The organism is Bdellovibrio sp. HCB274 (assembly GCF_047306075.1).
Taxonomy (GTDB): Bacteria; Bdellovibrionota; Bdellovibrionia; order Bdellovibrionales; family Bdellovibrionaceae; genus Bdellovibrio.
The window spans coordinates 3,658,486-3,677,797 of record NZ_CP178623.1 but is presented as its reverse complement, the minus strand read 5'-3'; the positions used below and the strand labels follow the sequence as shown (position 1 = coordinate 3,677,797).

The window sequence follows — 19,312 nt, the reverse complement described above, 5'->3', positions numbered from 1 at the left end:
CATAGCCATGAGAGGAAAAGTGTCGAGACAGAAAGTGAAACAGAAACAGAAAGTGAAACAGATTTTTTCAGCGAGCAAACTTTCTGCCAAAAGCTTCGCGCATCTCGGCACCTTCAATGCTGAGTCGAGTCCAAGGAATTGCAAGCAAACGCTCCGCTTCAATGGGCTCTTCAGTTTCTTCGCATAATCCAAAAGTTCCCTGCTCTATTCGCGCCAGGGCCATCTCGACTTCGAGCAGTTGATTTCTCATGCGCTCTTGTGAAACTAAAAAAGTGTGCTCCTCGATGTGAGCTACCGAAACATCCCCCTCGTCGCCAGACTTTTCCGAGCGTACGAAATTGGATTGAGCTGTTCTGATGCGATTCAGAATATCTTGTTTTGTAAGGATTAGTTTCTTACGGCACTCAGTAACAATGTTTTCTGTGATTTGCTTTGTCATAACAGCCCCCTTCTTTAGGATTAGCGACTTGTTTGCCGCTTAGTGTTCCTTAGACAGGAAGGGTCAGGGGGCCGGTTAAAAAAAGGTCATTAAATAAATTTATGGAACCTATTGACGCATGCGTAGGGGAGCGATTTCACCTTTTTCCACAGTCAGGGAGATCACTGGGCGGTCAATCTCGCGCTCAGCGCTCATAGAAAGGCTTCCAAGCGATCCGGGGAACTTGTTAAGGCCAATTAGCTTAGCTGTTAATTCTTCGCGTGTATCAGCTCCTGAGGCTACAAGCTGGCGCAGGATTAGACCCGCATCATAGGCTTGAATCTCAATTAAAGTTGGTGGTTCGCCATAAAGATTTTTGTATTCATTAATAAAGCGGGATTGATCCTGGGCAGTTGGCGCAATCGAGTCCACGAACATGAGATTGTTTGCAAAATTTCCGGCGCGCTTAGCGATACCAGCAGTATTCCACAGATTTGTACCCATAAGTTTTACACCGCGCACGTCATTGAAAGCGAGCATTGCAGCGATTTGTCCCATGGCTTTAGCGCTATCAGGAATAAAGATCGCATCAAAATCCGTAATCGGCGGGAGCACGTTTTCAGTGTTGTCACCGCGTGCTGAACGTTTTCTATCGGAATGCTTAAGATCTTTAAGGCGCAAGTTGAACTCGTCCTGACGACCTTCACCGTAATAGGTGCCAACCAAACGTTGAATCACCAGGCGGAAATCAGTTTCTTTGGTCGAGTAAGTTTGAGTCGCCGTGATTTTTCCACCGCGAGCCAGAACTTCATCCCAGAAGATATTTGTGAATTCAATACCGTACTGATCGTTGGGATATAGAACAGCAAAGCGTTTCATACCCATATCATCCATCGCAGTTCTAACCAGCTGGCGAACCTGCATTTCACTTGTCAGTGAATTTCTAAATACAGTCGGGCCAATTTCAGTCAGACCAGAACGTTGAGAAAGGGCAATACTGGGAACTCCAAGCTCGTCCGACTTTGCAGCAACTGCTGGGGCTGTTTTACTTAGCAAGCTTCCCACAACCGCAATAACGTTATCCTCTTTTACAAGACGCTCAACACCTCGGCGCGCAGAATCTGGATTGCCTTCGCTATCCATCACCGCAAGTTTAAAGCCAGAGCCCGGAACATGAAGCCCCAAGCCCATTTCAAGGCCGCGCAGGGCGCGTTGACCCACAGGCGCGTTACGACCACTTAAAGGCAGAACCACACCGATAGTTTTTGATTGAACATTCTTTGCAGCATCAAGCTGGGAAATAATATCTTTTGCTCTGGCAGCCAGATCACTTTCTGGAAGATAATCAATCACACCTGCATAGTATTTTTTAGCTTTTGAAATATCGCGTTCATCCAGGGCTTTGTCAGCCAGGCGAGACATCGCGTGTCCACGCAAATAACCGTATTCAGAACTGTCAGCGACCTCTTCAAGTTGCTTTTCGTTTAAACGATTTTCAACATCTTCGATGGCGCGCAGGCGATAGACGTCTTGTTCCTGCTTGGTTGGTGCTTGAACTGACAACACAACCAGTTCTTTAAGTGCCACCATTGGGTCACTTGAAGGGGGAGTGGGCAGTGCGGGAGTTGTGGGCGTAACTGGTGGCGGTTTTGCCGCCATGCCAGACATGCCTTTACCTTTTTTACCGTTGGTTTTACCAGCGACGGGAGCTTGCTTGGTCTCCGTTCTTTTTGTCGTAGGTGTCGTACAAGAAGCGATTAAACATGCGGAGACAATCAGAGCGAGCTTCGCTGTCATTTTCTATTCCTCATCAAGTGAGATACTTTATCGTGGAATGCCTTAACCATCGGGGTGGATTCCCCGGATTTAGCCAGTTCTTCAATCAATTCCTTTTGACGGTTTGAAAGACTACTTGGCGTATCCACCAGTATTCTAACCATCATATCACCAGTTCCAAAGCCACCAATTTTTGGAAAGCCTTTTCCCTTTAAACGGAACGTTTGTCCAGAATGAGTGCCGGGAGGAATGCGAATCATCGCTTTTCCCGTCAGGGTCGGAACTTCAATATTGGTTCCCAAAATTGCATCGGTGTACGTAATTGGAAGATCCAAAGTCACATCATTCTCTGCGCGCTTGAATATTGGATGCTCCTGCAAAGCAATGATCACATAAAGATCACCGGCAGAGCCACCGCTACCGCCATCGCCTTCGCCAGCAAGTTTTAGTCGCTGACCTTCTTTAACTCCGGCCGGAACGTTCACAGATAATTTTGCAGACTCTTCTTTGCTGCCACGCTGGCGCATGAAGCTGATAACCTTCTCGGTGCCGACGGCTGCTTCTTCGAAAGAAACATTTAAAGTATAGCGCAGGTCTGTGCCTTTTTGCGGACGACGGGCGCGTGCCCCAGCGCCAGCTCCACCAGCGCGGCCACCAAAAATATCGCCAAACACGTCACCGAAAATATCCTGAAACGGATCGCCACCTTGACCGGAACCTGCTCCGCCAAAACCGCCGCCTTGGCCGAAGCCACCGAATCCGCCAGCCCCCCCGAAGGGACCACCGGCTCCGCCACCACTAAAACCCGGGCCTGCATGACCGAACTGATCATACATCTCGCGCTTTTTGGTATCGCTTAGCACTTCATAGGCTTCGCTCAATTCCTTGAATTTCTCCTCGGCCTTTTTATCACCAGGATTTTTATCCGGGTGATACTGCAGCGCCAGCTTGCGGAATGCTTTTTTAATTTCATCCGCAGTTGCCGTTCGCGAAACATTTAAAAGGGAGTAGTAGTCCTTCTTAGACAATCAATTCCTCTTATTCTGGTTTCTTTGCGACCACAACCTGGCCGGTACGAATAACCTTGTCGTGCAGTTTATAAGGCTTTTTAAATACGCGAGCGACATGGCCCGGAGCCACTTTATCAGTTGCTTCAGAGCTTAATGCTTCGTGAATGTTCGGATCAAATGGGACGCCTTCAGAGGCGATCTCAGTCACAGAGTGCTTTGCCAACAAGTTGCGAAGCTCTGTTGCCGTCATTTCAACACCTTGTTTGTAAGTGTTCAGGTTTTCCGCCGTTACATTTACCTGCAAAGCGCGATCAAAATTATCCACGACATCCAAAAGGTCACGAATAAATCTTTCACCACCGTACTTCATCAATTCAGAACGTTCTTTGATGGCATTACGTTTGTAGTTTTCAAACTCAGCGCGCAGGTACAGGAAATCGTTTTTATACTTTTCAGCCTGCTCTTGAAGCTTTTGAATCTCAGAAGATACGTCGAAGTTTTCTGATGTATCAGGATTTGAATTTTGAGAGTTGTTTTCCTCTGACATGAAAGTTCCTTTCGCAATACTTAAGATTGTGTATTCATTAGATATTGTCAATTAATGCGGGTGCAGATTTTTTGACCTAGACGTCTTCTTTAAGGAAGGTCAATTCCTGGAAAACTTTGTTGCTAATTACTAAGCCGTCTCGTGTTAGGGACCAGTGATTATTCTCAGATTGAACCCAGCCATTTCCAATGAGCTTATTCATGATGCTGGAAATCTGATGATAAACCGCAACAGGAAATTTCTCCTGCAGTTCGCGCTCATTGAGACCGCGCATTAAACGCATTGAGGTATGACAAAAGTCCGTAAGTGCCTGGTGCATTTCCAATTGTTCTACTTGCGCACTTGGTAAATGCGCCGCAGGCGAAGTGAATTCTTGTCCTTGGAAATCCAGTATCTGTTTTTTGTACTCGCCGATGGAATTTAAATTCCAATAACGCGTGCCCCATTGGGATTCTTTGGAATACGAATGAGAGCTGAGTCCCAAACTCCAATAAGGCTGATCCACCCAGTAAAGCATGTTGTGGCGGGATTCATAACCCGGCAAAGAAAAGTTTGAAATTTCATACTGCTGAAAACCGCGGCCAGTCAGTTCGGCGGCGATGAAATCAAACATATCGACTTGCTCTTCTTCAAGGGCTCGTCCCTTGGAAAGCGGATGTCCCTCAGGAACTGTCAGGCAGTATGGGCTGATATGTTTCGCACCTTGCTCTACAGCGATGCGCACATCGTTCTTTAAACCTTCAAGCGTTTGTGATGGCAGTGCAAAAAGGATATCAAAACTAAAATTTAAGCCATGAGCCCGCAAAAGGTCCAGAGTCTCCAGCGTTTGTTTTGCGGAGTGTTCGCGGTGAACCATCTTCAACAGACGGTCATCGAAAGTTTGAGCACCAACACTAAAACGGTTCACGCCATGGTCGATGTACATTTTCAATTTATCTTTGTCGACTGTCGCTGGATTAATCTCGATGGTGATCTCGGTTTCGGGTCCAGTTGTATAGCCATATCTACCCAGCTCTTTGATAACCGCTACAATAAGATGAGCAGGGATCAAGCTTGGTGTACCGCCACCAAAGTAAAGTGTGTCTAACTTTTGAGGCTGATAATAGCGATGCTTTTGGCGAATTTCCTCAAACAGCAATTGGACGTACTGATCCGGCGGCAAAATCTTGCTTTGCTCGTAAGTCGCGAAGTCACAGTATGTGCAGCGCTGGATACAGTAAGGAATGTGAACGTAAACGCCGAAAGCCATGGGAGTTATGTAGAGTATGTCTAAAAAATTTCAACTAAAAAACGGTATGAAAGTCCTTTTGTTAGAGAGTCACAAGTCCCCTGTGGTCTCAGTTCAAATGTGGGTGAAAACAGGCTCCGCTGACGAGAAAAAAGGCGAAGAGGGGATTTCTCACTTTATCGAGCATCTGGTCTTTAAAGGCACTCGCAAGTACAAAGTGGGCGAAATTGCCGCGACTGTCGAGGGTTCTGGCGGGGAGCTGAATGCCTATACTTCCTTTGATCAGACCGTATTCTATGTGACGATTTCCAAACAATTCACCGATGTGGCCATGGACGTTATCAGCGAAATGATGGGCTTCCCAACATTTGATCCGCAGGAAATCGATAACGAGCGCGAAGTTGTACTTGAAGAGATCAAACGCGGCCAGGACAGCCCGGGGCGCAGATCCAGTCAGCTTTTATTCTCAAATATTTTCCGCAAACACGAATACGGTATCCCGGTCATTGGTTATGACAAAGTCGTAAAAAATGTCAGCGCCAAAAAAATCCGTGAATACTATCAAAGTCGTTACGTTCCCTCGAACATGTTCCTGGTCATTGCCGGTGACTTTGAATCGAAAGAAATGAAAACGAAGGTTGAAAAGATGTTTGGAGGCTTCGCGCCGTATAAACTGCGTAAAGCCAAACACACGAAGGAACCAGCGCAAAAAAACATTCGCATCAAGGTTGAGCAGGCCAAATTCGAAACCACAACGGGCTACTTAAGCTGGCGCATTCCAAACGTGAAGCACAAGGACATTGCAGCCCTTGAGGTATTGGCGGCAATTCTTGGACAGGGTGATTCATCTCGTTTGATGCAAACGTTGCGTATCCGTGAACCTCTGACAAACTCAGTTGGTGCGTTTAGTTACTCGATGCCGGATGATGGCTTATTCGCTATTTCATTTAATCTTGAGCCCGAAAATCTTGATCGCGCTTTACATGAAATGATTCCGGTTCTGACGAAAATGATTCACGAGCCACCAAGCACGATCGAAATGCAAAAGGCCATTACGAATTTTGCCAGCCACGAAGTTTATTCGATGGAGACTGTGGATAACATTGCGAGAAAAGCCGGAGGCGACGAGTTTTACTACGACGACCACGATCACTATCGCAAATACATGAAACAGGTTTACTCTTTAAAGCCTGAAGATATTCAGAAGGCCGCAAAGAAATACTTCAAATCTGATGCGTTCAGTTTGTCTCTTATGACTAACATGGACAAAGCAGTTGCTGATAAGTCGATGAAGTTGTTTGCCAGAAACCTTAAGAAGGCTCTTGCGACAACGAAAGCAAGCCGAGAAAAGCCACCTAAGTTCGTGCCTAAAAAATTCTCGATCAATACCGAGGCGGTGAAACATACGCCTGAAACTCAAAGAATCACTTTGAAGTCTGGCGCTACTTTGCTTATTCGCGAACAAAAAGACACTCCATATGTTTCAATGAAAGCGGCCTTCCTGGGTGGAGCACGCACGGAAGACGGAACGACGAATGGTTTAACAGAGTTGTTTTCAAGAAACTGGTTGTCGGGAACAGCAAAATTCACCGAAGACGATATCAATCACCGTGTGGATGAACTGGCTGCAGGTATCGGTGCCTTTGGTGGTAGAAACTCCGTCGGTATGTCGATGGACTATCTTTCACCATTTGAAGACAAGATGATGGAGATCTATACTGATTCCCTATTGCATCCGCAATTTCCGGTTCACATTCTAGAGCGTGAGAAGATTGTACAGAAAAACCAGGTGAAATCCCGCAATGACAATCCATCACAAATCTGTGTGATGAATTTCATGAAGGAGATCTTTAAAAATCACCCATACTCGCGCGATTTGCTGGGTAACGATCAGTCTATCTCGGCAATTGATCAGGAATCCCTGCGTAAATACTATAACCACGTGGCTCATGCAAAGAATCTGACGATCTGTGTGGTAGGCGACGTTGACACTAAAAAATGGGTGAAAACATTCGAAGAGGTTACCGCCGGTCTGCCAGCAGGAAAGAAGATTGAAAATCACTTCCCCGTGACGAAGGTGACTGAGAGCAAACACATTTTCCACGAGCTAAAAAAAGAGCAAAGCCATATCATCGTGGGTTACCAAGGATTGACGCTGAAAAGTCCAGAGCGCTACACGCTTGAGATCATTCAATCAATTTTAAGTGGCCAGGGTGGTCGTTTGTTCCTGGAGCTTCGTGATAAGAACTCTTTGGCATATTCGGTATCACCAATGCACATGGAAGGGATCGAGGGCGGTTACTTCGGAGGATACATTGGTTGTTCTCCGGAAAAAGCACAAAAATCCATTCAGATGTTGAAGGCGGAATTTCAGAAACTTGCCGAAGTTAAAGTCGGCGAGGATGAACTAACGCGTGCACAAAGATACCTGATTGGTCGCCACGACATTGAGTTGCAACGCAAAGGCACAATCTGCAATGCAATCCTGTTCGATGATATTTATGGTTTGGATTATCGTGAAAGTCTGGATGTGGCTGATAAGTATTTTGCCATCACTCCGGAAGATATTCAGAACCTGGCGCAGAAGATATTCTCCCAACCAGAGATCATTTCTCTGGTCGGGCCAAATGATATTTAAAGTTCACCAGCAACCGGCTCGCTCAAAGTAACTTCATTTTGAGCGGTCGGTTTGGATACTTTCTTTTTCTTACCTAAAGTTGCGCTGGCCACGATGCTTTTTAGATGATCGCGTGAATCATCATCAAGCATGATCATAAATCCTGACGGCACTTGCGCATTCATTTGCACAGCCTTTTTCAAATCCGGGTTGAACAGCATAAAGTCTTCCGCAGATAGTTTGCTGCGTTTCAAAAGATCTTTAGCGCTGATGTTCTTGGAAAGCTTAACTGTGTGCAAATTTAATTGCTGTGCATAGTTTACGTCTTCATAGATCTCTTTGTGGTATCTTTCCGCAAACAGTGCACCCAGGAATTCTGAATAGAAATTCGAGGAAGCAAAATCAAATGTTTTACTGCGGTACTTTTCCACGATCTCGCCCAAGTCATTTGTTTTCATTTTCGCCATTGCTTTGCGCATACCAGGGGGACCGTGGTTCCAAGCAGTGATCGCCAAAGGCCAAGAGCGTTTAAGAATCATGTGATTTTCTTTAAGCAACTGAGCTGCAGCCACCGAAGCTTTAAATGGAGAAGTTCTTTCGTCGATATGATCTGTAACTACCATGAACTTACGACCGGTGTTACCCATGAACTGCCAGATACCAGATGCGCCAACTTTACTTTTTGCGTGCTTGTTGAAGCTTGATTCCACGAATGGCAGTCGAGTCAACTCGACTGGAAGGTTATAGTTTTCAAAGATCTCTTCCATGCCGGGAAGGTATTTGGGACTGACTTCCAAGCCTTCCTGGAAGAAGTTTCTTTGACCCATTTGCACACGTACGTTGTTAAGAGCGAACTTGGCTTTCTTTTGAACCTCGCCATCCAAATGAGACAATGCGTTCATCACACGTGTTTCGTCTTCAGTTAGGTTCTCGAAATTCTTTCTTTTAGAAAGAGATTTCAATGCGGTTTTGGTTTTTTCAACCTGTTGTTTCACCATTGCGTCCGCTTTCATGTTTCTCATCCAGCGGAATTTTGGAGTATCGGTCTCAATAATCGGAGTCACGTCCACTATTTCAAACACAATCCAAGGATATTCAGAGTGATGAATCAGACGTTTATGGGAATTGTGCTGAGTATAGATATCAAACCAGAAACCCACACGATTTCGCATGTTTTCTGGGATATGGAATTCATCAGCGATCAGGTTTTGGTAGTCGTTAAGAATATTTTCGCGATTTTCAACAACAGCGGATTCAGGAATATGCTCTGGTTCGTCGCTTTCCACAGAGTTATCCGCAGACGGCGTTTGCTCTTCCATTGCCTGGTCTTCAGCGGCAATCGCGGCGATTTGTGCATTCATATCAAGAGCTGGTTTTGGGGTAAGAACGGTTTCCTTCACCTGCTCAATTTTAGCAGTGATATCACTAAGTACTGATTCAGAATCCACAACCGGGGCCGTGTAATAATAGGCAGCCAAACCAGTCAGAACCGCAAAAGTAGCGACACATCGGCCCGAACCCTTGCACTTCTTCATCTTCAATTTGGAAGACATATTAATCTTAATCATATACACCCGCTCTTTCTTCACAGCATTAAAGAGCAAGCCTGGTGCCAGGGCATATGGCGGTGAGATACAAATGAAGGGGGGCCGAGCGTATAAAAGTTATACACCTAGCTCGGAATGGGCCCCGTTGTCTCATTATTGGAAAAAACCTCGGCACTTCATCAGCCGGGTGAAATAGCTATTCAACAATCCGAAATCCAAGAATTCCGTCCGAATTCTTCGATCAAATCCCATTCAAACAGAGTCTATTGGATCTGACGCCGGATTTTCCGGGCACAGAGAGTGCTTTAGGGCTTGTCATCAAATTAACTAAGGAGAAAAGATGATCAACCTAAAAGCTAACATTCCACAATCCCTGATGTGCATTGCCGCAGCGATATCAATCGCAGGATGTACAAGTTCAAAATCTGAAATCAAAACGCAAGAACCAATGGCGAAACCAGTAACCGTCGGCGGTCAAAAAATTGGTGAGATGACTGTCAACACCGTTGATGCCGAGACGCTAAGGAAGAATCTCGAAAGACTTTCGGCATCAGGTCTTTCAACTGTTCCAACTCATAAAAGTCTTAACGCAAATGTCTTTAAGATCGAAGGTATCTCCGATCGTCCCCAGTACTATGTAGCTCCACGCTTGATTGTTTACGGAGGCGGTAGTTTTGGTGCGCTTGAACAAGAGGCAGACGGAAGATACACGGTTCCCTTTAATGTCGCCATCATTGATGGTCTTTCCAAAAATACAAACTCCATGAAGATGGACGGGACAGAAATCGAAATTCCATCGGCGTTTCGTGTTTCAGACTATGAAGAATTAAAAGAGAACGTACGAAGCGTTACCGGAACAAGCAATCCATTTGAAATCGCGGCTCTACCAGGTTGTGCCGAAGAAATAAAAATGAACTTTGCGGGTCGGTCATTCGACGCCACACCCGAAAACACTCAAGGCTCTGATTACTGCGAAATTAACAAACCCTTTATTGTTACGGTAAGACTAACTGAAAAGGAACTTCATTATGCACTCACAGATGCGCTTAGAAATTCATTGGCAGACATCAATGTTAAATACTCCGTCGTGGTGCCTGTGCCTGTCGCCGAACTCCATGTAAATTTCAGTAAAAGAAAAATATTTGAAGCTATCAAGATTCGCCTTATTGCGCAGTATCCCCCTTACGCACAAATGGAAGTTGAAAATGCTATTCAGTCGGTAATCAAAGAAAGCGAAATGAATATTTACATCAAGGGTGATTACAACTCACAGATGCAGAAAATCGTAAGTCAGGCGGTCGAGCAGTTTTTTGTAAAATTTGAAGAGAACCCCAAAGTGGATCTGGATCAAAAGTGTGTCTCTGTGGCCTGCGTGCAGTTTAAACAAGCCAATTACTCTGACGAAGAAATGTTTCAGGTAAACTGGGTGCAAATGGATAATCAACGCATTCAGAGAACGGTTTCTTTTGGATCAAAACTTCACCGCGCAGACGACATAACTTCTTTTACTGGAGTAGACCCTTCACGTCCGGAAACTTTGAAAGCAGAGCCGTTTACAAATGTTGTTAAGAACAAGATGACAAATCCAAACAACGTATTTTATGCAGGCTTCATTCCTCGATATGGCAGTCGTATTATTGTCAATCCAACTGTTTATCAGTGGGAAAACCGCGCTGCTGAGGAATATGTGGTCGCCACTAGAAACTGGGAAGATTGCACGGGAAGAAACTCTTGGGGTCAGTGTTCGTACACAACACGCACAGCAAGAACTTTCTCTAAAAGCAAAACGGGTGAACAAGCATGGCAAACGATTCAAAACCCGATTGGCAAAGTCGGCAGATTGTTCGCAGATTTGGATGTGGTAGTGGAGTTCACAAACAACCGGGTTGTAAGATGTCCTCTTGAAAATCTGGCGGTTGACCAGAATGCTGGGGGAGTGGAAATCAGAATCAGCGATGTTGAGGGTTGTGAATCTTTCCGCCAGGGCAAAATTGTGCGCTATGGATTGGTAAACCGTATTCAACTTGATCCTGTAACCTATACGGCCGGTCAGCGTTATCATGATGGAGCAAGAAACGAATCGAAAAGCTACTTCGAAGACTCTTATATTCCCGAGGTAAGATTGGGCGTGCAACAAACTTTGATCAACACAATGATCCGAACAATTGAACCTTTGGTTATGTAATTTTAAAGCCCCAGCGATGGGGCTTTTTTTAGTTTTATACCGTCTTAAAATGGTACAGAGCTACCTGATTCGACCAACGTCTTGAATCTCAGAAACAATTAACCGAATCCTCATAAATTCTTGTTAGACTTATAGTAAGCACAAGCGGTGAGTGAAGGATGAAAAATAAACCAGACTCGCAAACAGTTGAGCTGCTCCTGAGCCCAGAGGGGTATTTTCAGGAGCTCGTATCGAAGGGACTCTACGATCGTAAAGTTCGGACGTTTCCTCTTGTTGAAACCTACCTTGTTAATCTCCTCCAACAATATTTAGATGCACGAGCTTTATTCGAGGCCGAATCCACTTTGGCTGAAATGTATCTGCATGCGCATAATGCCGATCAGGCGTTGAAACCTGAAAAATTCAGAAAGTTAGGGGATCGCGCACTCTACATCAGCGGATTTTTCGGTGATTCGTTACAACGAAAGATTGTCGATGTGGATTACTATGCGAATATCGGCGGAGCAGCCTATACTCATCTGGCGCATTGCACGCGCGAGGATGGGTTGGCGCGAGTTTATAAAACGTTCTCAGCCCGCTTTATCGAGTTCGTGGATGTTTTAACATACATCAGTCATCATTCCTTTATTAAGTCTGACGAGAGCATTCTTCGTCTCTATGACCGTTATCAGCGTACGGGATCGGCTCTGGCTAAGGAAAAGCTGGTGGAAATGGGTGTTTTGACCCTGTCGCCAGACCAACTAAAGCTTGGCAAACAAGGGTGATTCCACTAATCTGCGACCATGTTTGGCTTAGGCATGTCAGAAATCTTATTCCTTGGGGCTTTGGCGCTGATCGTGATCGGTCCAAAAGAACTTCCACAATTGGCGCGCACTCTGGGCCGCTTTCTAAACGAACTAAAACGTACAACTGGTGAATTGACGGACGAACTTAAGCAACAGGCTAAGTTTGATCCCATCGATCTTTTTGAGAACACCAGAAAAGAAGCTCCCAAAGCACCACCGGAACAACCTGCAGTGGATGTGAAGCCAGAAGTTGCTGATCACGGCGATTGGTCTTCACCTGATCACGTACCTCATGGTGGACAAACAACGACTCCAGAGCCTCAGCAAATGGAGCTTCAGGATTTGACCAAAAAATCTGACGACGATGATAAAGGAAGTAAGGGCTAATGGCGACTTCTGAAGAATTAAACGAAAAAGCCCAATCCCTTTATGAACATTTGGCTGAGCTTAGATTCCGCCTGGTTCGTTGCGTATGGATTTTGTTGATCGCAACCGGTGTTTGCTATTACTTCAGCGAGCCCGTTTTTGATTTCATTCGTGGACCGATTGCACCGTACCTGCCTGATGGCGGATTGATTTATACAGGTCCTCTGGATAAGTTTTTGGCGCACATCAAGATCTCTTTTGTTTTGGGTATCATGGTTTCCTGTCCACTTTGGCTCTATCAGGTGTGGAAATTCGTAGCCCCAGGACTTTACCAGCGTGAAAAGAAATACTCTGTTGGTTTCATCGTTGCGGGTTCGGGTTTGTTTGTTGCCGGGATGGCGTTTTCATATTTCATCGTTCTGCCGATGGCCTTCCACTTCCTGATGAATTACGGCGGCAGCACTGATAAAGCGATGATTTCCATCGATCAATACCTAAGCTTCTTTACTCAAATGTGTCTGATGTTTGGTGTGAGCTTTGAATTGCCATTAGTGATTTCTATTCTGGGCATGATGGGCATCGTAAGCTCCAAATTCCTTAAAGAGAAACGTCGTTACGCGATCATGGGGTTGGCTGTAGCCGCCGCAATTATCACTCCACCGGATCTTATGAGTATGGTGATGATGTTGGTCCCGATGGTTATTCTGTATGAAGCTGGCGTTCTGATGGTCAGCATTTTCGAAAAGAAACGGACTGCAGAGTTCCGTCAGAATGAGCGCGAGTAGAATTCCAAAAAAATTAAGATAATAAAAAAGGGAAACTCCGAAAGAAGTTTCCCTTTTATTTTGCGCAAAATGCGAAGAACCAATTAAGGTTCTTCGAACTTGATCAAAACTGCGCCGGACTCAACCGAGTCACCTTGCTTAACTTTGATCTCTTTGATTTTAACATCACGAGCAGCACGCATTTCGTTTTCCATCTTCATCGCTTCCATGATCAAAAGTGGCTTGTTCGCTTTCACGATGTCGCCTTCTTTTGCAAAGATCTCGATGATTTTTCCTGGCATACCGGATTTTAATTCCATGTCGCCGCCGAAACCGCCGCCTTTTTTCAAAGATTCATGCAAAAGCATTTCGTCATTGAAGATCTTGATCGAACGGAATGAGTTACGCGTGAACACCGTGTATTCAGTGTCCGAACCCACAACGTCGATCAGGTACGACTTACCCTGGAAAAGGAAGCTGATGTACTCTTCTGCGTGTTTAAAGTCATTTTTGGAAATGTCGTGGTGAACCCACTCTTTGCCGTCTTGTTGCAAAGACACTTTCCAGGAGTGACGGCCTTCTGTCACATCTACTTTGTATTTGATTCCTCTAAGTTCTGCTTCGAAATACATGTTACGTCCTCAACTGAAGTTTACGGCCCACGCTTCTCCATGTGGAGCGAACGTTAAGCTGACGGATATCCTTCGATTTACGATCGTTATAGGCCTCAATAGCCGCTGCGATCAGGAACACTGGATCATCAACTTGCTTGAACATCACAGGCTCGATAACTTCGAAGTTTTTCTCGATAAATTGTGTCGTGTAAGTACCGTCACGGAAAGTCGGGTGGTCCAAAATCGTTTTATGAAGAACGATGTTGGTTTTAATACCCGTCAATACGAACTCAGACAAAGCACGTTGCATACGATCGATCGCTTCATTACGAGTATCACCCCAGGTAATAACCTTAGAGATCATTGGATCGTAATAAATCGGAACGTTGTAACCAGGGTATGCGTAAGAATCCACACGCATGAACGGACCTTGTGGGTGACGGCAAGCGCGGATAACACCTGGATTTGGTTTGTAAGTCACCGGATCTTCAGCGCAGATACGTGCTTCAATCGCGTGCCCTTTTTGCTTGATGTCTTCTTGCTTAAAGCTCAAAGGTTTACCAGCAGCAACACTGATCTGCTCACGAACCAAGTCAACACCAGTCACGATCTCCGTGATCGGATGTTCAACCTGAAGACGTGTATTCATTTCCATGAAATAGAATTCTTTAGTCGTGTTGTCGAAGATGTATTCGATTGTACCGGCGCCAACATAGTTAATCTGTTTCGCTGCGCGAACAGAAGCCTCACCCATGCGCAAGCGCACTTCATGAGGAACGGAAGGTGACGGAGACTCTTCGATGATCTTTTGGTTACGGCGTTGTACAGAGCACTCACGTTCAAACAGGTGAACATGGTTGCCGTGTTTATCGCCGAATACCTGGATCTCGATATGTTTCGGATCGTTGATGAATTTTTCGATGTAAACAGTCGGATTTGCGAAATAGTTCTGACCTTCAGAGCGGCAAGCGCGGAACGCACTTTCAAACTCATCCATCTTGCGAACGATACGCATCCCTTTACCACCACCACCGGCAGTGGCTTTGATGATAACCGGAAGACCGATTTTTTCTGCAACTTTCAACGCGTCTTCAACAGTGTCAACGCCGCCATCAGAACCAGGAACAGTTGGAACGCCGGATTTTTTCATCAAAGATTTGGCAGAGATTTTATCTCCCATAGATTCGATGTTAGCGACTGTTGGTCCGATGAAAGTGATGCCTGCTTCTTCACACGCTTTTGCGAAAGTCGTGTTTTCAGACAAGAAGCCGTAACCTGGGTGGACCGCGTCCGCGCCAGATTGCTTAGCCACTTCCAAAATTCTTCTGTAATTCAAATAGCTTTCTTTAGATGGAGAAGGCCCGATATGGTAGGCCTCGTCCGCCAGGAAAACGTGCAAGCTATCACGATCGGCATCAGAGAAAACAGCAACAGACGCGATACCAAGCTCGCGACAAGCGCGAGTGATACGAATTGCAATTTCCCCACGATTTGCGATCAGGATTTTTTTAAACAATGCCATGTTCGCTCCTACAGAGGGATATTTCCGTGCTTTTTAGCCGGAGTGATATCGCGTTTATTTTTTAGCATTTCCAAAGAATCGATGATGCGTTTACGAGTCAAAGCTGGATCGATCACTTCGTCAGTGTAGCCAAGTTCTGCAGACACGTACGGGTTCGAGAACTTCTCTTCGTACTGTGCTGTCAAACGAGCTTTTTCTGCTGCTGGATCTTTAGCTTTGTTGATCTCTTCGCGGCTGATGATGCTAACTGCGCCCTCAGCACCCATGACTGCGATTTCTGCAGAAGGGTAAGCCAGGTTCACATCAGATCTCAAAAGCTTGGAGCCCATGACGATGTAAGCACCACCGTAAGCTTTACGAGTGATGATAGTGATTTTAGGAACTGTTGCTTCAGCATATGCATACAACAACTTCGCACCGTGAGTGATGATACCATTCCACTCTTGATCTTTACCCGGCAAGAAGCCCGGAACGTCAACGAATGAAACAACTGGGATGTTGAAAGCATCACAGAAACGGATGAAGCGAGCCGCTTTACGGGAAGCCTCGATATTCAAGCAACCAGCCAGAATGTTTGGCTGATTTGCCACGATACCAACTGGACGGCCGTTGAAGCGTGCGAAACCCACGATCACGTTTTGCGCGAAGTGTTTGTGCACCTCAAGGAAGTAACCCTCGTCCACGCACTCAGTGATAACTGCAAGCATGTCGTAAGGTTTCTTTGGGTTGTCCGGGATCAGGTTCATGATCGCTTCAGTTAAGCGGTCAGGACGATCTGTGTTTGGCAATGCGGGTGCATCATCCAGATTGTTTGATGGAAGGAAGTTCATCAATTCACGGATTAGCAACAAGCAGTGCTTGTCGTCTTCAGCTGCAAAGTGAGCAACACCGGATTTCGCAGAGTGAGTTGTAGCTCCGCCAAGATCTTCTTTAGTCACATCTTCATGGGTCACAGTCTTGATAACATCAGGACCAGTTACGAACATGTAGGAAGTGTTTTTAACCATGAATACGAAGTCAGTGATAGACGGGGAGTAAACCGCGCCACCCGCGCATGGCCCCATGATTGCTGTGATTTGTGGAACCAAACCAGAAGCCATCGTGTTGCGAGTGAAGATATCTGCATAACCACCAAGGGACTCGATACCTTCCTGAATACGTGCGCCACCAGAGTCATTGATAGAAATGAAAGGCGCACCGTTCTTGATAGAAAGGTCCATCACTTTGCAGATCTTGTTTGCTTGAGTGCGGGACATGGATCCACCGATAACAGTGAAATCCTGGGAAGAGACATAAACCAATTTGCCGTTGATACGACCGTAACCAGTAATTACACCGTCGCCAGGAACAACATTCTTGTCCATGCCGAAGTTTGTACAACGGTGAGTAACGAAACGATCCATCTCAACGAAGCTGCCTGGATCCAAAAGAACATCTAAACGCTCGCGCGCAGATAGTCTGCCGCCTTGTTTGTGTTTCGCAACACGAGCAGCTCCGCCACCCGCCATCGCGGCTTCATTTCTTTTTTCTAGGTCAGCAAGCTTCGCTTGAATACCTGTAGATACTTCGCTCATAAATTCCTTCTTTAACGTTTAAAAAAACGGAAGGAATATTTCTACCAACGAGCATCTGAGTAATCATCTTAAAACGACAGACGCAGAGCATGTTTTTCTGCTCTGCGTTCATGAGGTATCTTGTTGAATTTATGGCACTAACTGTCCAAGTACTTGAAGTGCCTTTTGAATATTGATTCGTCCTCGAGTTTTTACTTTAAACTCGTGTCCGGAAGTAACGTCAACTGACTGTTCTATTGCTGCTTTGATTTGCTGTGCCGTCGCGTTTGGTTTTGAACTCCACAGTAAAGCCGCAGTGCCCGAAACAAACGGAGCAGCCATACTTGTTCCATCCATGTACATTGAAGTGGCGCCCGGAACGGTACTTAGAATGTGTTCTCCTGGTGCTGCAACGTGAACCAACTTGAAGCCACTGTTAGACCAGGAAGTCATAAAGTCCGTGATGTCAGAAGCGGCAACCGTAATTTGATTGGATAAATTGAACGATGCTGGAAATTCTGGATAGACATCAATATCACGCGCATCATTTCCTGCTGCGACGATGACCAGAATTCCCTGGCGCTCAAGCGCTTGAAAGGCACTTCTTAAAGAAGCCACGCACGGAGCTCCACCCCAGCTTGCGTTGATAATCTTCGCACCACGCTTAGCTGCGTACTGCAAAGCTAAAATTGCATCACCTAAAGATCCGCCGCCATCATTGGCGATAAACTGTGCGGGAATAATTTTCGCGCGGGGAGCAACTCCACTGACCGGTCCATAATTTGAATCGGCCGCGATGATACCTGCCACGTGAGAACCGTGAGGACTTGGAATATTTGTCGAAGAGGGGACCGATACAAAGCTTGCGCCATAATAGTCGTCGACAACGCCATTGCCATCATCGTCGATTCCATTGTTGGGAATCTCGCCCGTGTTTATCGCAATTCGGTTTGCAAGCTGCGGATGACTGACATCCACATAGGCATCCACAACTGCAACCTTAACATCCTGACCATAAATTCCCTGAGAGTAAGCAGCGTTCGCTTTAATCATGCTTAATCCCCAAGTATCACTCACCGAAGAAGAGGAGGATACTTTCGTCGACTCAACCTGAATGCGACGATCGAACTCCACCTGGCGAATGCTATCGAGTTGCGGTTCAATAAATTCTTTTTTGAATGATTCAGCATCAGTTGCAGACTCAACCGTAAAGCGGCCGTCTTCCCATTGAACGATGAATTTTGATTTAATTGCCTGTCCCATACACGCAGCTGAATCCATAGCTGTGCTGTCTGAGAAAACAGAATCCGACGATTTTTTGCTACAAGCTGTAAATACTAAGACGCAAGCAACCGCCGAGAGTATTTTTTGAACATCCATGTTCACTCCCTGTGCGGGCCCTAAGGTCCCATCTATAGGACTTCATGTTACCTCGCACAGGTTAATTGATCGGAAAATATCGTCTTATTTTGAGGCTAGTTTAACCTTTGGCCCATAAACAAAAAGACCAAAGCCGCTAGACCTTGGTCTTTACATGTTTACTTCCAGTCTTCCACTTCATCCAATGTACCGTCCTGGCTTTTGGTGTCTTCTTCGATCAACTTAAGCCGAATATAGTAGCGAGGGTGATTCCATAAATCTCGGCAGGCCACCCAGTAATCTCTCATTCTTGTTTTCGCGATTGAAACAGAGTCCGTCGTATCGACAAAATATTTTGTCGCCGGAGTATCTCTGTCAGTATCCTCCATATTGTTTGTGCTCATCAGGTTACTTGCCATCCCGTCATTGTCCCATCTCACTGAATTAGCGGATTCGAGAGTGTAGGAGTTAAAAAGGCTGGCGCCAGTTAAGTGATACAATCCTGTATTCTTTGGAAAATCTGTATCCAAAATCTGTGGAGCTGCTCCACCCCAGCATTTCTTTTCCGCGTCTCTCTTAGCCTCAGTGCTGCAGTCCACAGTGGTTGTATCTCCCGGCGGCATATAAGTGGCAGAGTTTGATCTAATGTAGTAGTAAAAGTGCATGGAAACTATGGGGCACATCGTTGCTAATTTTGTTCCAACTGTAAATATAACGTCACTGTAGTAAAGCTGGCCTTCAGGGATGGTAGCGGTGCATTGTTCCGTATAACCATCGCCTGCAAGGCTGTTTATTTTGCATGTCTTGTGAAGCTGTGGGGTTGCGGTATCATCTTGGGTTTCCCACCGTGTGCTTACATTAAGATATAGAGCAGTATCATCTGTGACGCCATTTTCATCAGACGTTGATGCAGATTCTGTGACTTTCGCAGGCGGAGATCCGCAAGAAATTAGGGAGCTTGAAGCGACAATCAAAAGTGTAAAGAATAAAATAAACTTTTTCATGTATACACGTTCGGCAG

General features: G+C 45.6%; 16 protein-coding genes. 5 read left to right on the top strand and 11 right to left on the bottom strand.

Annotated elements, in window-relative coordinates:
- Positions 1 to 67 precede the first annotated feature (67 nt).
- From ACLWNV_RS17880 to hemW, 5 genes are all read right to left on the bottom strand, one after another.
- Complete coding sequence (locus ACLWNV_RS17880) at positions 68 to 439, bottom strand: TraR/DksA family transcriptional regulator (protein WP_413585808.1); 372 nt, start codon at positions 437 to 439, stop codon at positions 68 to 70.
- A gap of 108 nt (positions 440 to 547) precedes the next feature.
- On the bottom strand, positions 548 to 2,215 hold the full coding sequence (locus tag ACLWNV_RS17875) for a penicillin-binding protein activator (RefSeq protein ID WP_413585807.1): 1,668 nt from the start codon (positions 2,213 to 2,215) through the stop codon (positions 548 to 550).
- Positions 2,212 to 3,222 (bottom strand): DnaJ C-terminal domain-containing protein, encoded by a 1,011-nt coding sequence (locus ACLWNV_RS17870; RefSeq protein WP_413585806.1) that lies wholly within the window; start codon positions 3,220 to 3,222, stop codon positions 2,212 to 2,214. The genes ACLWNV_RS17875 and ACLWNV_RS17870 overlap by 4 nt, the downstream gene beginning before the upstream one ends.
- A gap of 10 nt (positions 3,223 to 3,232) precedes the next feature.
- The gene (gene grpE, locus ACLWNV_RS17865) at positions 3,233 to 3,751 is read right to left on the bottom strand and encodes a nucleotide exchange factor GrpE (protein ID WP_413585805.1); all 519 of its coding nucleotides are present in this window, start codon (positions 3,749 to 3,751) and stop codon (positions 3,233 to 3,235) included.
- Between the two features lie 76 nt (positions 3,752 to 3,827).
- The gene (gene hemW, locus ACLWNV_RS17860) at positions 3,828 to 5,000 is read right to left on the bottom strand and encodes a radical SAM family heme chaperone HemW (protein ID WP_413585804.1); all 1,173 of its coding nucleotides are present in this window, start codon (positions 4,998 to 5,000) and stop codon (positions 3,828 to 3,830) included.
- Positions 5,001 to 5,016: 16 nt separating this feature from the next.
- Here hemW and ACLWNV_RS17855 point away from each other — a divergent pair, with 16 nt between their 5' ends.
- Positions 5,017 to 7,617 (top strand): M16 family metallopeptidase, encoded by a 2,601-nt coding sequence (locus tag ACLWNV_RS17855; RefSeq protein ID WP_413585803.1) that lies wholly within the window; start codon positions 5,017 to 5,019, stop codon positions 7,615 to 7,617.
- Here ACLWNV_RS17855 and ACLWNV_RS17850 read toward each other — a convergent pair.
- Positions 7,614 to 9,164: a lytic transglycosylase domain-containing protein gene (locus ACLWNV_RS17850; RefSeq protein ID WP_413585802.1), complete on the bottom strand. Its 1,551-nt coding sequence runs from the start codon at positions 9,162 to 9,164 to the stop codon at positions 7,614 to 7,616. The two genes, ACLWNV_RS17855 and ACLWNV_RS17850, sit on opposite strands and share 4 nt — an antisense overlap.
- Before the next feature lie 319 nt (positions 9,165 to 9,483).
- Between ACLWNV_RS17850 and ACLWNV_RS17845 the strand changes: the two genes are divergently transcribed.
- The 4 genes from ACLWNV_RS17845 (at position 9,484) to tatC (ending at position 13,264) form a co-directional block, all read left to right on the top strand.
- Positions 9,484 to 11,328, top strand: a complete 1,845-nt coding sequence (locus ACLWNV_RS17845; protein WP_413585801.1) for a hypothetical protein — start codon at positions 9,484 to 9,486, stop codon at positions 11,326 to 11,328.
- 158 nt (positions 11,329 to 11,486) lie between these two features.
- Complete coding sequence (locus ACLWNV_RS17840; RefSeq protein ID WP_413585800.1) at positions 11,487 to 12,092, top strand: hypothetical protein; 606 nt, start codon at positions 11,487 to 11,489, stop codon at positions 12,090 to 12,092.
- 18 nt (positions 12,093 to 12,110) lie between these two features.
- Complete coding sequence (locus tag ACLWNV_RS17835) at positions 12,111 to 12,500, top strand: twin-arginine translocase TatA/TatE family subunit (RefSeq protein ID WP_413585799.1); 390 nt, start codon at positions 12,111 to 12,113, stop codon at positions 12,498 to 12,500.
- On the top strand, positions 12,500 to 13,264 hold the full coding sequence (gene tatC / locus ACLWNV_RS17830; RefSeq protein WP_413585798.1) for a twin-arginine translocase subunit TatC: 765 nt from the start codon (positions 12,500 to 12,502) through the stop codon (positions 13,262 to 13,264). Before ACLWNV_RS17835 ends, tatC begins: the two co-directional genes overlap by 1 nt.
- 83 nt (positions 13,265 to 13,347) lie before the next feature.
- On the opposite strand, the gene ACLWNV_RS17825 is transcribed toward tatC, so the two are convergent.
- From ACLWNV_RS17825 to ACLWNV_RS17805, 5 genes are all read right to left on the bottom strand, one after another.
- A complete protein-coding gene (locus tag ACLWNV_RS17825) occupies positions 13,348 to 13,875 on the bottom strand; it encodes an acetyl-CoA carboxylase biotin carboxyl carrier protein subunit (RefSeq protein WP_413582997.1) in 528 nt (175 codons plus the stop codon).
- A gap of 1 nt (position 13,876) precedes the next feature.
- Positions 13,877 to 15,373 (bottom strand): acetyl-CoA carboxylase biotin carboxylase subunit, encoded by a 1,497-nt coding sequence (accC, locus tag ACLWNV_RS17820; protein WP_413587653.1) that lies wholly within the window; start codon positions 15,371 to 15,373, stop codon positions 13,877 to 13,879.
- Positions 15,374 to 15,387: 14 nt separating this feature from the next.
- On the bottom strand, positions 15,388 to 16,953 hold the full coding sequence (locus ACLWNV_RS17815; protein ID WP_413585797.1) for an acyl-CoA carboxylase subunit beta: 1,566 nt from the start codon (positions 16,951 to 16,953) through the stop codon (positions 15,388 to 15,390).
- Positions 16,954 to 17,082: 129 nt separating this feature from the next.
- Complete coding sequence (locus tag ACLWNV_RS17810; protein WP_413585796.1) at positions 17,083 to 18,213, bottom strand: S8 family peptidase; 1,131 nt, start codon at positions 18,211 to 18,213, stop codon at positions 17,083 to 17,085.
- Positions 18,214 to 18,470: 257 nt separating this feature from the next.
- Positions 18,471 to 19,295 (bottom strand): hypothetical protein, encoded by an 825-nt coding sequence (locus ACLWNV_RS17805; RefSeq protein ID WP_413585795.1) that lies wholly within the window; start codon positions 19,293 to 19,295, stop codon positions 18,471 to 18,473.
- Positions 19,296 to 19,312 lie beyond the last annotated feature (17 nt).

What these genes read in the sequence shown, in the direction of transcription:
- ACLWNV_RS17880 (WP_413585808.1), bottom strand. Translation starts at nt 439, where the DNA reads ATGACAAAGCAAATCACAGAAAACATTGTTACTGAGTGCCGTAAGAAA.
- ACLWNV_RS17875 (WP_413585807.1), bottom strand. Translation starts at nt 2,215, where the DNA reads ATGACAGCGAAGCTCGCTCTGATTGTCTCCGCATGTTTAATCGCTTCT.
- grpE (WP_413585805.1), bottom strand. Translation starts at nt 3,751, where the DNA reads ATGTCAGAGGAAAACAACTCTCAAAATTCAAATCCTGATACATCAGAA.
- hemW (WP_413585804.1), bottom strand. Translation starts at nt 5,000, where the DNA reads ATGGCTTTCGGCGTTTACGTTCACATTCCTTACTGTATCCAGCGCTGC.
- ACLWNV_RS17855 (WP_413585803.1), top strand. Translation starts at nt 5,017, where the DNA reads ATGTCTAAAAAATTTCAACTAAAAAACGGTATGAAAGTCCTTTTGTTA.
- ACLWNV_RS17850 (WP_413585802.1), bottom strand. Translation starts at nt 9,164, where the DNA reads ATGATTAAGATTAATATGTCTTCCAAATTGAAGATGAAGAAGTGCAAG.
- ACLWNV_RS17845 (WP_413585801.1), top strand. Translation starts at nt 9,484, where the DNA reads ATGATCAACCTAAAAGCTAACATTCCACAATCCCTGATGTGCATTGCC.
- ACLWNV_RS17840 (WP_413585800.1), top strand. Translation starts at nt 11,487, where the DNA reads ATGAAAAATAAACCAGACTCGCAAACAGTTGAGCTGCTCCTGAGCCCA.
- ACLWNV_RS17835 (WP_413585799.1), top strand. Translation starts at nt 12,111, where the DNA reads ATGTTTGGCTTAGGCATGTCAGAAATCTTATTCCTTGGGGCTTTGGCG.
- tatC (WP_413585798.1), top strand. Translation starts at nt 12,500, where the DNA reads ATGGCGACTTCTGAAGAATTAAACGAAAAAGCCCAATCCCTTTATGAA.
- ACLWNV_RS17825 (WP_413582997.1), bottom strand. Translation starts at nt 13,875, where the DNA reads ATGTATTTCGAAGCAGAACTTAGAGGAATCAAATACAAAGTAGATGTG.
- ACLWNV_RS17815 (WP_413585797.1), bottom strand. Translation starts at nt 16,953, where the DNA reads ATGAGCGAAGTATCTACAGGTATTCAAGCGAAGCTTGCTGACCTAGAA.
- ACLWNV_RS17810 (WP_413585796.1), bottom strand. Translation starts at nt 18,213, where the DNA reads ATGGATTCAGCTGCGTGTATGGGACAGGCAATTAAATCAAAATTCATC.
- ACLWNV_RS17805 (WP_413585795.1), bottom strand. Translation starts at nt 19,295, where the DNA reads ATGAAAAAGTTTATTTTATTCTTTACACTTTTGATTGTCGCTTCAAGC.